Here is a 12,445-nt window from a genome sequence, read left to right as displayed (position 1 = left end):
TCCGCAGCCACGCCATTCTGGGGGCGTTTCAGCGTGTTATCCAGCGAGTCACGGACGACGGCCGCCGCGGGTTTCCGGCGCACCGCCGAATCGGCCGCATGACGGAATCGAATACGCCGGACGGCGCAGTTGCGCTCGCCGGCGCTCCGTCCGGTCCGGCCGCGCTGCACGAATTGTTCGCCGCGCACGCGGCCTCGACGCCGGACGCGATCGCGGTGGCTCACACCGAGCGTCAACTCACCTACCGGGCGCTGGACGCGCGCGCCACGGCCTTGGCACGCCGCCTGCGCGCGCTGGGCGTCGGGCCGGACGTACGCGTGGGTGTCTGTCTTCCGCCGACCGCGGACCTGGTGACCGCGCTGCTCGCAGTGCTCAAGGCCGGCGGCGCCTACCTCCCGGTCGACCCCGCGTATCCCGTCCGTCGGCTGGAATTCCTGCTCGCGGACAGCGACGTACCGATCCTGCTCGCCCATTCCGCGACAGAACTGCCCAGCCACCGCGCGCGCGTGCTGCCGCTCGACCGGCCGTGGCCCGCCGAAACCGCCAGGCTGCCGGTTCCGCGCGTCGACGACCTGGCGTACGTCATCTACACCTCCGGATCGACCGGACGGCCGAAGGGCACCCTGCTCACCCACCGGGGCATCGCCGGGCTCTCCCGCGCGCAGCAACGGATTCTCGACGCCGGTCCCGGCCGCCGGGTGCTGCAGTTCGCGTCCGCCAGCTTCGACGCTTCGGTGTTCGAGATCGTCATGGCGTTGTGTTCCGGCGCGACGCTGGTCCTTCCCGGCGAGCGGCTGATGCCCGGCGCGGACCTGGTCGCGACGCTGGACCGGCAAGCGGTGACGACGGTCACCCTGCCGCCGTCCGCGCTGGTGGTCACGCCGGCCGCGAAGCTGCCCGCGCTCGCCACGATCGCGGTCGCCGGCGAGGCCTGCCCGCCGGAAATCGTCCGCCGGTGGGCGCCCGGCCGCCGCTTCCACAACCTGTACGGCCCGACCGAGGCGACGGTCTGGTCGACCGCGGCGACCTGCGTGCCGGACGAGCCGGTCACCATCGGCGTCGCGGTCGCGGGCGCCCGGGCGCACGTCCTGGACGCCGATCTCCGGCCGGTGCCGCCCGGCGCTTCCGGCGAGCTGTACCTCGGCGGACCCGGCTTGGCGCGCGGCTACTGGCGGCGTCCGGGGACCACCGCGGAACGTTTCGTGCCGGACCCGTCCGGCGAGCCCGGCGCACGGCTTTACCGGACCGGCGATCGCGTGTTCCGCCGTCCGGACGGCGAACTGGACTTCGTGGGCAGGCTCGACCGGCAGGCGAAGGTCCGCGGCCACCGGATCGAACCGGGCGAAGTCGAGGCCGTGCTGCGCGAGCACCCCGCGGTGCACGATTGCGTCGTCATCGCCGCGCCCGACACGCTGACCGCCTACGCGGTGGCCCCCGAAACGACTGCCGAAGACCTGCGGTCGCACTGTGCCGAGCGGCTGCCGGCCCATCTGGTGCCGGACGCGTTCCCGCTCCTCGACGCATTGCCCGTCACGCCGAACGGCAAGGTCGACCGAGCGGCGCTGCCTCTGGTTCGACGGGATTCCGGCCAACCGTACGAAGAACCGGTCACGGACACCGAAAAACGCCTCGCGGCGATCTGGGCCGATGTCCTCGCCGTGCCGAAGGCAGGCCGGCGCGACCGGTTCCTCGCCCTCGGCGGCCATTCCCTGCTCGCCACCATGGTGCAAGGCCGGGTCCGTGCGGCGTTCGGCGTCGAGCTGCCAGTGCGCGCGGTGTTCGAGGCGGCCGACCTCGCGGCGCTCGCCCGCGAGATCTCCGAGCAGGACCGCACGCACGCCGACACCGCACTCCCGTCCGGCGACTCCCCTGCCCCGCTCTCCTCCGGTCAGCGCCAACTGTGGTTCCTGGAAGAGCTTCTGCCCGGTACGGCGGCCTACGTGTCGCAAGTGGCGGTGCGTCTGTCCGGCCCGGTGTCGGTCCCGGAAGCCGAACGCGCGCTCAACGCGGTCGTCGCCCGGCATTCCGCGCTGCGCACCACCATCGTCGCGGACAACGGCCGGCCGATGCAGGAGATCGCCGAGGAGCTGCACCTCGGCATCGAGCTGATCAACGCCGAGACTGCGCCGGACGCGGCGCGGGAATTGGCCGCGCAGGTCGCGCGTCGCCCGTTCGACCTCGGCCGCGCCCCGCTGCTGCGAGCCGCGCTCGTGCGCATCGCCGACGACGAGCACGTGCTGGTGCTGGCCGGGCACCACGCGGTGGTCGACGGCTGGTCGTTTTCCGTGCTGCTGCGCGATTTCGCCACCGCGTACCGGGGCGCCCCGCTGCCGCCGCCGACCGCGCAGTACGCGCAGTTCGCCCGCTGGCAGCAGAGCCGCCCGGAGCTGCGCACGCCACTGGGCTACTGGCGAGAACAGCTATCCGGCGCACCGGCGCTGCACGAATTGCCGCTGGACCGGCCGCGCCCCGCCGTGCAGACCTTCGCCGGCGCCGTGCACACCTTCACCGTTCCGGCCGACCTGCACCGGCGCCTGATCGCGTTGAGCCGCACCGAAGAAGTCACCCTCTTCATGACCTTGTTCACCGCGTACGCGGTCCTGCTCGCCCGGCACAGCGGGCAAGACGATCTGGTGGTGGGCACGCCGGTCGCGAACCGGGGACGGCCCGAATTCGAGGAGGTCGTCGGCTTCTTCGCCAACACCGTCGCGCTGCGCGTCCGGACCGGCGGCGACCCTAGCTCCCGCGCCCTGCTGCACCAGGTCCGGCGCACCTGCCTGGCGGCCTACGCCCAGGACGTGCCGTTCGAGCTGGTCGCCGAGGCGGTGCGGCCCGAACGGGACCTCAGCCACAACCCGGTCTACCAGCTGTTGTTCGCGTTGCAGAACGCTTCCGCGTTCGAGGTCGACCTGCCGGGGGTGACCGCCCGGCAGCTCGATCTCGATCCCGGCACCACTCGGTTCGACCTGGCCTTCGCGGTGACCGAAACCGCCGACGGGCTGCACGGCGTGGTCGAGTACAGCACGGACCTGTTCGCCGCGCGCACTGTCGAACGGCTCGCCGACCACTACTGCCTGCTTCTCGCCGCGATGGTCGCCGATCCCGGCGGGCGGGCGAGCGCGGTGCCGCTGCTCACTCCCGCCGAAACCCGGCAACTCGCCGAATGGAACGACACCGCGGTACCGGTCGAAGCCGGCGAATGCCTGCACCAGGCCATCGCGAGCCAGGCCGCCCGGACACCGGACGCGATCGCGGTCGTCTGCGGCGACCGGCAGCTCACCTATGCCGCGCTGCTGCGGTCCGCGCACCGGCTCGCGCATGTGTTGCGCGCGCGGGGCGTGCGTGCCGAAACGCCGGTCGGCGTGTTCCTCGAACGCTCCGCCGAGTCGATCGTCAGCCTGCTGGCGGTGCTCGCCGCGGGCGGCGCGTATCTGCCGCTCGATCCGGCCTACCCGGCGGACCGGCTCTCGTTCATGGCCGCCGACAGCGGCCTGCGCGTCGTCGTGACCACCAGCGATCTCGCCGCGTCGGTTCCGTCCGGGGTCGGCACGATCGTGTGCCTCGACGGCCAGCGGGACGAAATCGCCGCCGCGAGCGCATCCGCACCCGCGGTCACGGTCGGCCCGGACCACCTCGCTTACGTCATTTACACCTCCGGTTCGTCCGGACGGCCCAAGGGCGCGCTGATGGCGCACCGCGGCCTGACGAACCTGGTCGCGGTCGAGGCGGCCGCGGTCGCCCCGACCGCCGCGGATCGAGTGCTGGCCGTCGCGTCATTCGGTTTCGACGCCTCGCTGTGGGACGTCGTGATGGCACTGTGTTTCGGCGGCACACTCTGCATCGCGACCGGCGAGGAGCGCCTGCCCGGCCCGGAACTCGCCGGGCTGATGGTCCGGCAGGCGATCACGCACGCGACCCTGGCCCCGTCCGCGCTGGCGTCGCTGCCCGCGACTCCGCCGGACCTCGCCGTGCTGACCTCGACCGGCGAAGCCGTCACCGCGGAAGTGGTCCGCCGCTGGGCGCCGGGCCGCCGGTTCCTCAACGGCTACGGCCCGACCGAGTGCACCGTCGGCGCGACCATCGGCCAGTGCCGCGCGGAGGACGCGGAACCCACGCTGGGCCGTCCGTTCGCCAACACTCAGGTCCACTTGCTCGACGCGCATCTCCGGCCGGTGCCGCCAGGTGTCGCGGGCGAGGTGTACGTGAGCGGGCCCGGTCTGTCGCGCGGCTATCTCGGCCGTCCCGGGCTTACCGCGCAACGGTTTCTGCCCGACCCGTTCGGCGCGCCAGGCGGACGGCTCTACCGCACCGGCGACCGCGCGCGGTTCGGCCATGACGGCGGTCTGGTCTTCCTCGGCCGGGCCGACAATCAGGTGCAGCTGCGCGGGTTCCGGGTCGAGCCCGGCGAAATCGAGACCGTGCTGCTCGACCACCCCGCAGTGCGCGAAGCCGCGGTGCTGGTCCGCCGCGGCACGGCCCGGCTCGCCGCCTACGTGGTGGCCGAACCCCGACCCGCCGCGGCCGAGCTTCGCGAGCACTGCGCCCGCCGCCTGCCGGAATTCATGGTGCCCGCGGCGATCGTGCTGGTCGACCGGATGCCGTTGACCAGCAACGGAAAAGTCGACCGCGACGCGCTGCCGGAGCCCGATTTCACCGCGGGCGCGGAATACCGGCCGCCGCGCACCGCGGCCGAACGCGCGCTCGCCGCGGTCTGGGAGCAGGTGCTCGGCATCGCCCGCGTGGGACGGGACGACAACTTCTTCGCGCTCGGCGGCGACTCGATCCTGAGCATCCAGGTCGTTTCCCGGGCCGCGCAAGCCGGGCTGGCCGTCACCGCCAAGCAGCTGTTCCAGCACCAGACCGTCGCGGAACTGGCCGCCGTCGCCGGATCGGCCCCCACGATCTCCGCCGAGCAGGGCCCGGTCGCCGGGCCCGTCCCCGCGACGCCGATCCAGCAGTGGTTCCTCGACCAGAAGCTTCCCGCACCGCACCATTTCAACCAGGCGCTCGTCCTGCGCTCCGCCCAGCCGCTCGACCCGGCGGCGTTGGAAACGGCGCTGCACGCACTGCTCGCGCACCACGACGCACTGCGCCTGCGGTTGCGCACCGAAGACGGCTGGGTGTTGGACAACGCGCCGCTCCCGGCGGAACCGCCCGCGCTGCTTCAGGTCGCCGACCTGACCGCATTGCCTGCAGCGCAACGGTTCTCCGCACTCGACACCCGCGCCGCAGAAGCACAGCGCTCACTCGATCTCGCCAGTGGTGTGCTGCTGAGCGCGCTGTACGCCACCGTCGCCGAGGACGACCACCGGGTCCTGCTCGTGGCGCATCATCTCGGCGTGGACGGGGTTTCCTGGCGAATCCTGCTCGACGACCTCGCCACCGCGTACCGGCAAGCGCTCCGGGACGAGCCGGTCGTGCTGCCGCCGAAAACCACGTCGTTCCGTCAGTGGGCCGAGTCGGCCGCCTTCCGCGTGGGCGACCAGGAACGGTGCCGAGCGCTGCTGGAACAGCATGACGGAAGCGTCCCGGTGGACTTCGCACCCGCTGACTTCGCACACGCCGGAGCCGGTGTCGTCGGTGACGCTCACACCGTGACCGTCGCTCTCGACGAAGCCCAGACCTCCGCGCTGCTGCGACCTGCCGTCGGCCGGTCCGCAAAGGACATCCTGCACACCGCGCTCGGCCTGGTGCTGACCGGCTGGACGGGCCGCGACCGGGTGCTGGTCGACGTCGAGGGCCACGGCCGCGACACCGGTGCGGATGCCGATCTCACCCGCACCGTCGGCTGGTTCACGGTCATCGAGCCGGTCGTGCTCGGCAAGGACGGCACGGAAGCGGTCGGCAGCGGATGCCTGGACCTGCGGCACGGCTCGGACGCGCCGTTGCGTTCCCTTCCGGTGCCGGAGGTGTGCTTCAACTACCTCGGCCAGCTCGACGGCGGCCTCGGCGACGCCCCGTGGGAACTCCTCGCCGAACTGCCGGCCGGCACGCAGGATCCCCGGCAGCCACGGCCGTATCCGCTGGAGGTCACCGCGTTCGTGGCGGCCGGGCGGTTGCACGTCCGTTGGACCCATGCGCCCGCGATGCACGCGGAGCGCACCGTCGCCCGGCTCGCCGAGCAGTTTCTCGAGCACATCCGCGACCTCGCCGAACCGGCGGCCGAATCGGGCGTCGAAGCGACGTATCCGCTGTCGCCGTTGCAACAGGGCATGCACTTTCACGCACTGCTGTCGCCGGACAGCGGCGTGTATGTCGTGCAGCTTTCCTTTGCGCTGGAAGGCGATCTGGACGTCGAGGCATTCCGAAGCGCCTGGCACGAGGTGGTCTCCCGGCATCCCGCACTGCGCACGACCTTCCGCCAGCCCGACGGCGAAGATCCCGTGCAGATCGTCCACCGCGACGTGCCGGAGCCGTGGCGGCTGACCGACTGGCGCGGCCGCGACGACGTGGCGGCGCTGGTCTCGGATCTGCTGGAGAGCGAGCGCGCCGCCGGATTCGACCTGACCGAGCCGCCCCTGCTCCGCTTCGCCCTGGCCCGGGTCGCCGAGCGGACCCACCGGTTCGTCTGGACGCATCACCACCTGCTGATGGACGGCTGGTCGTTGCCGATCGTCCTCTCCGACCTGTTCACCGGGTACGAAGCGCATCGCGCCGGAAAGCGGCCGGAGCTGCCCGCCGTGCCGCCGTACGAGAAGTACGTCGGCTGGCTGCGCGAGCAGGACGCCGCGGCGGCCGACGCCGGATGGCGCGAAGCACTCGCCGGGTTCACCGTGCCGACCCCGATTCCGCTGGACCAGCCCGGTTGCGGCCCGGTCGGCGCCGCGACTGTCGAGGTCGAGCTATCGGCGGAGCGCACCCGTGCGCTGCGGGACCTGTGCCGCGGCCACGGGCTGACGTTGAGCACCGCGGTCCAGGCGGCGTGGGGCCTGGTCCTCGCCCGCCACGCCGAGTCCGATGACGTCGTGTTCGGCGTGACCGTGTCCGGCCGGCCGCCGGAACTGCCCGCGGTCGAGAGCATGGTCGGACTGTTCATCAATACCCTGCCGATGCGCCTCCGCGTCGACCCGGACGCCGAGGTGACGGCGTGGCTGCGTGCCGTGCAGTCGTCGTTCGCCGAAGTCCGGCAGTACGAGCACACGCCGTTGGTGCGCATCCAAGGCTGCAGCAGCGTGCCCCGCGGCAGCCGGCTGTTCGACAGCCTGGTGGTCTTCGAGAATTACCCGCTCGGCGAACACGCCGTACAGCCGCGCGGCGGGTTGCGGGCGCACGACGTGCGCGCCACGGAGCAGACCGACGCGGCGCTGACCCTCGTCGCCGCTCCGGGCGAGCGGCTGGCGCTCCGCCTCATGTACGCCACCGATCGCTGCCCCGAGGACTGCGCCACCGCGTTGGCCGAGCAGGTGACCCGCGCACTGGAGTCCTTTGCGGACGGTCCGGGCCATCGAGTCGGCGCCGTTTCGCTGGCTCCGGCGGACGACCGATTGCTGCGCGCTTGGAACCCCGCGCCGGAAGAGGTCCGCGGCCCCGCGCTGATCGAGCGGTTCGTCGCGGCGGCGCGAAGGCAACCCGACGCGATCGCCCTGGCGTGGGGCGACGAACAGTTCACCTACCAGGCCGTGCTGCGCCGCGCGGGCGGGCTGGCGAGCCAACTGCGTGCCGCCGGCGTGGGACCGGAAGTGCTGGTCGGCGTTCTGCTGGACCGCGGGCCGCTCCAGGTGATCGCGGTGCTCGCCTGCCATCTCGCCGGCGGCGCGTACTTGCCGCTCGACCCGGCTTATCCGCAGGAACGGCTCGACTATCTGGTGTCCGACAGCGGCACGCCGGTCGTGGTCGCCTCGCCGGATCTGACCGGCCGGGTGCCCGCCGGGCCGCACGTGCTCACGCCCGCCGCCGGGCCGGCCGAGCCTGTCCCGATGCCGATCGATCCCGCGCACCTGGCGTACGTGATCTACACGTCCGGATCGACCGGGCAGCCGAAGGGCGTCCTGGTGCCGCACGGCAACGCGGCCCGGCTGTTCGACGCGACCCGGCACTGGTTCGGGTTCGGCCGCGAGGACGTGTGGAGCTTGTTCCACTCCGTGTCGTTCGACTTCTCGGTGTGGGAACTGTGGGGCGCGCTCGCGCACGGCGGCCGGCTGGTCCTCGTCGACGACACCACCCGGCGGGCCCCCGCCGACTTCGCCCGGGTCCTGGCCGACCAGGCGGTCACGGTGCTCAACCAAACGCCGTCGGCCTTCCTGCCGCTGGCCGAGACGGTTCCCGAACTGCCCGCGCTGCGCACGGTGATCTTCGGCGGCGAGGCGCTGTCCGCGGACCGGCTCGCCGGCTGGACCGCACGGTTCGGGCTGGACCGGCCGCAGCTGGTGAACATGTACGGGATCACCGAAACCACCGTCCACGTCACCCGGCACCCGGTCGGAGGTCCGGACCTGGACCGCGCGTCCGGGAGCGTCGTCGGCCGCCCGATCCCGGACCTGCGCGTCTACCTGCTGGACGACGATCTCCGGCCGGTGCCCGCCGGGGTCGCCGGGCACCTCCACGTCGGCGGCGCCGGGCCGGCCCGCGGCTACCTCGGCCGACCCGGGCTGACCGCCGGGCGATTCGTGCCGGACCCGTACGGGGAACCCGGTTCGCGGATGTACCGCACCGGCGACCGCGCGCACGCGCTGCCCGACGGCGTCTTCGTCTACCTCGGACGGTCCGACGACCAGGTGCAGCTGCGCGGCCACCGCGTCGAACCGGCCGAAATCGAAGCGGCGCTGCGCCGCCACCCCCGGGTCACCGGCGCCCGCGTGATCCTGCGCGAAGACGAGCCCGGCGACCAGCGTCTGGTCGCTTATCTCACCGCGGACGGCGACACCGCCGACCTCCGCGCCCGCGTGCGGGAAACCCTTCCGGCGCACCTGCGTCCGGCGCATTACCTCACCCTTGAAGCCTTCCCGCTCACCGCGCACGGGAAGGTCGACGTCGTTGCGCTTCCCGCACCGGAAGGCGGCGACGAACCGGCCGCCGGGCACGTCGCACCGCGCACGCCGACCGAACGGGCGTTGGCCGAGCTGTGGTGCAATGTGCTGCGCGTGCCGGAAGCCAGACCGCACGACAATTTCTTCGCACTCGGCGGGCATTCGCTGATCGCCACCCGGCTGCAGGGCCGCATCCGCGCCGAGTTCGGTGTCGAACTGCCGCTGCGCACCGTGTTCGAAGCGCCCGATCTCGCCGCGATGGCCAAGGAAATCGCCGGCGCCCGGCCCGACGAAGCACCGATCGTCCCGCGGGAGCGGACCGGACCAGCACCGCTTTCGTCCGCGCAACTGCGGCTCTGGTTCCTGGAACAGTGGCGGCCCGGAACCCCGCTTTACCACATCGCGGGCGCGCTGCGGTTGACCGGAGAACTGGACCCGCGCGCGTTGCGCACGGCACTGCAAGCGGTTGTCGACCGGCACGAAAGCCTCCGCACGCACCTGACGGTCACCGGTTCCGAAACGGGTCAGCTCGCGCGGGACCAGCTCGCCGCCAAGCTGCCGACGGTCGACCTGTCCGGTCAGCCGAACCACGCCGACCGCCTGGTAGCGGCGGTCGCGCACACCCCGTTCGACCTCACCGAGGGTCCGCTGTGGCGGATCGTGCTGGTGCGAACCGGCCCGCGAGAACACCAGCTCGCACTGTGCCTGCACCACCTCATCGCCGACGGCCACTCGCTGGATCTCCTGCTGCGCGAGCTGGCGGAGAACTACCGCACCGCGCTCGCCGGCGAGCCGATCGCGCGCGCACCGCTGCCGATCCAGTTCGCCGACTACGCCGCCTGGCAGCAGGACCGCTTGGCGGGCAAGCGGATCGACGGCGATCTCGCGCACTGGCGCGCGAAGCTGGCCGGGATTTCCGCAGCCCCGCTTCCGACCGACTTCCCCAGGCCGGACGTGCAGACGCACGCCAGCGCGGTGCACCAGGCCGAATTGCCCGCCGCGGTCGCGGCCGGGGTGGCCGAAGTCGCTGACCGGACCGGCACAACGCCGTTCATGGTCCTTTTCGCGGCCACCGCGGTCGCTTTCCAGCAGGCCAGGGAGCTGTCCGAGGTGGTGGTCGGGACGCCGGTCGCGAACCGGTCCCGGCCGGAAGCCGAAGAGCTGATCGGCTGCCTGGTCAACACTGTCGTGCTGCGCGCGGACGCGGCCGGCGAGCCCACCTTCGCGAGCCTGCTGGAACAAGTCCGTGCCACCTGCTTGGACGCCTACGCGCACTCCGAAGCGCCGTTCGAGCGCGTCGTGCAGGAGGTGCAGCCGGAGCGCTCGGCCAGTCACCTGCCGTTGTTCCAGACCTGGTTCGTCGTCCAGGACGAACCGGCCGCGGGCAGCTTCGGCGGCCTGCGCGCGCAGCCGGTCGGCGCGCCGCCGGGCATGGCTCGCTACGACCTCCGGCTGGAGTTCCGTCGCACGGCCGCCGGCTTGAGCCTGGTGTGCGAGTACAAGACCAGCCTGTTCCGGCCCGGCGGGATCGTCCGGCTGGCCGAGCACATCCGGCGGGTGCTGCGCGTCGTGACCGCTGACCCAGGCGCCGCGATCGCGGGCCTGGCCGGCGAACTCGCCGCCGCTGACGAGGCGGAACAGGCCGCCGGCGCGGCCGGAGCCGCCGCCTACAGCCAGGGAGCGCTGCGACGGCGCCGCCGTGCCGTCGCAGCGGCGCCCGACCAGGCAGAACCCAACGCACGACAGGAAGCGGGAAGATGAGCACTCGGGAAAGCGGATCAGCCCAGTTCCGGCCCCGGCGGCGAACCGCGGTGAGCCTCGCGCCGGAGACGCTGGTCTCGGCCCGCCCGCTGCTGGCCGACGGCCCGACGCCGCTGCTGTTCGCCCCGGCGGTCGACGGCGTCAACGCGCTGTCCTGGGTCGAGGCCAACCGCGAGCAGGTCCGGGAGGAGACCGTCCGGCACAAAGCCGTGCTGCTGCGCGGGTTCACCGTCGGCGACGTCGCCGAGTTCGAGCAGGTGGTGCGGCTGGTCGGCGGCGACATGCTGGAGTACTCCTACGGCTCGACGCCGCGCAGCCACGTCGCGGGCAACGTCTACACCTCCACCGAGTACCCGGCCACGCAGGAAATCCCGCAGCACAACGAGATGGCCTACAGCCGGTCGTGGCCGCTGAAGCTGGGCTTCTACTCGGTGCGGGCCGCGCCCGAAGGCGGCCAGACGCCGCTCGCGGACAGCACCCGCGTCCTGGCGCGCATCCCCGCCGCGATCCGCGACCGGTTCGCCGAGCACGGCGTGATGTACGTGCGCAATTACGGGCAGGGCCTGGATTTGCCGTGGCAGGACGTGTTCCAGACGTCGGAGCGGACCGAGGTCGAGGCGTTCTGCGACCGCGCCGGGATCGAGTACGAATGGCTCTCCGCCGACAGCCTGCGCACCCGTCAGGTCTGCCAAGCGGTGGTGACGCATCCGGAAACCGGCGAGACCGCCTGGTTCAACCAGGCGCACCTGTTCCACATTTCCGCGCAGGCACCCGAAATCCGCGAAACGCTGCTGGCCGCCTTCGGCGAGCACGGCCTGCCCCGCAACACCTACTACGGCGACGGCAGCCCGATCGACGAAGCCGATCTCGACGTGATCCGCCGCGCCTACCGGGAAGAGACCGTCATGTTCCGATGGCAGGACGGAGACATCGCCATTCTCGAGAACATGCTCGTCTCGCACGGGCGGATGCCGTACGCCGGACCGCGCAAGCTCGTGGTCGCGATGGCCGGCGCGGGCGGACAGGGCCAGTAGAGCGACGATGGAAGGCTACCGGCTCTCCCCTCAGCAAAAGCGTGCCTGGCTGGTGCACCAGGCCGACCCGAACGGTGTCTACCCGGCGCAGGCGCGCGCCGAAGTCAGCGGAAACCTCGACCGCGAGCGGATGCGCCGCGCCGTCGAAAGCGGGTGCCTGCGCCACGAAGCACTGCGGACGGTGCTGCACCGGCCCGCGGGCATGGACTTGCCGATCCAGGTCATCCAGCCGACGCCGCGCGTGGCGTATGCGGTGCACGACGGCACTGACCCGGCTGACCTGGCGCAAGCACGCGCGGACACGGATTTCGATCTCCCGGACGGCCCACTTGTGCTGGCCGATCTGGTGCTGCGGCCGGATTCCCGGGCCGAACTGCTGTTGACGACTCCCGGCTGGCTGGTCGATGCGGTGTCGCTGCACGTCCTGCTGTCCGAGATCCGCGAGAGCTACGAGGGCCGGCCGCCGCCCGACGAACCGTTGCAGTACGCCGATGCCGCCGAGTGGCAGCACGATGTCCTGGCCGCTCCCGAGACCGCCGGGGGCCGGGAATTCTGGCAGACGCACCTCGCGACGCTGCCGCCCGCCGAAGCGCTCCCCTGCGAGCGAACCGGCGCGGCGGACGGCTTTCGCCCGGCGACCGTGCCGGTCGATCTGCCCGCCGAAGTCGTCGCGCACGCCCAGCA

General features: G+C 72.3%; 3 protein-coding genes. All 3 read left to right on the top strand.

Features of this window, described 5'->3' with window-relative positions; all coding sequences use genetic code 11:
• The first annotated feature begins 98 nt into the window (after positions 1–98).
• The gene (locus tag D0D37_RS34370; protein ID WP_116204756.1) at positions 99–10,727 is read left to right on the top strand and encodes a non-ribosomal peptide synthetase; all 10,629 of its coding nucleotides are present in this window, start codon (positions 99–101) and stop codon (positions 10,725–10,727) included.
• Positions 10,724–11,761, top strand: coding sequence for a TauD/TfdA family dioxygenase (locus D0D37_RS34365; RefSeq protein WP_116204755.1), 1,038 nt, complete (start codon positions 10,724–10,726; stop codon positions 11,759–11,761). Before D0D37_RS34370 ends, D0D37_RS34365 begins: the two co-directional genes overlap by 4 nt.
• 7 nt (positions 11,762–11,768) lie before the next feature.
• Positions 11,769–12,445: condensation domain-containing protein (locus D0D37_RS34360; RefSeq protein ID WP_244223777.1), on the top strand; the 677-nt coding region annotated here is incomplete at its 3' end.

Origin of the sequence: Amycolatopsis circi (assembly GCF_003385235.1) — a bacterium.
Taxonomy (GTDB): Bacteria; Actinomycetota; Actinomycetes; order Mycobacteriales; family Pseudonocardiaceae; genus Amycolatopsis; species Amycolatopsis circi.
The sequence above is the reverse complement of the archived record's forward strand: the minus strand, read 5'-3'. Positions and strand labels throughout refer to the sequence as shown.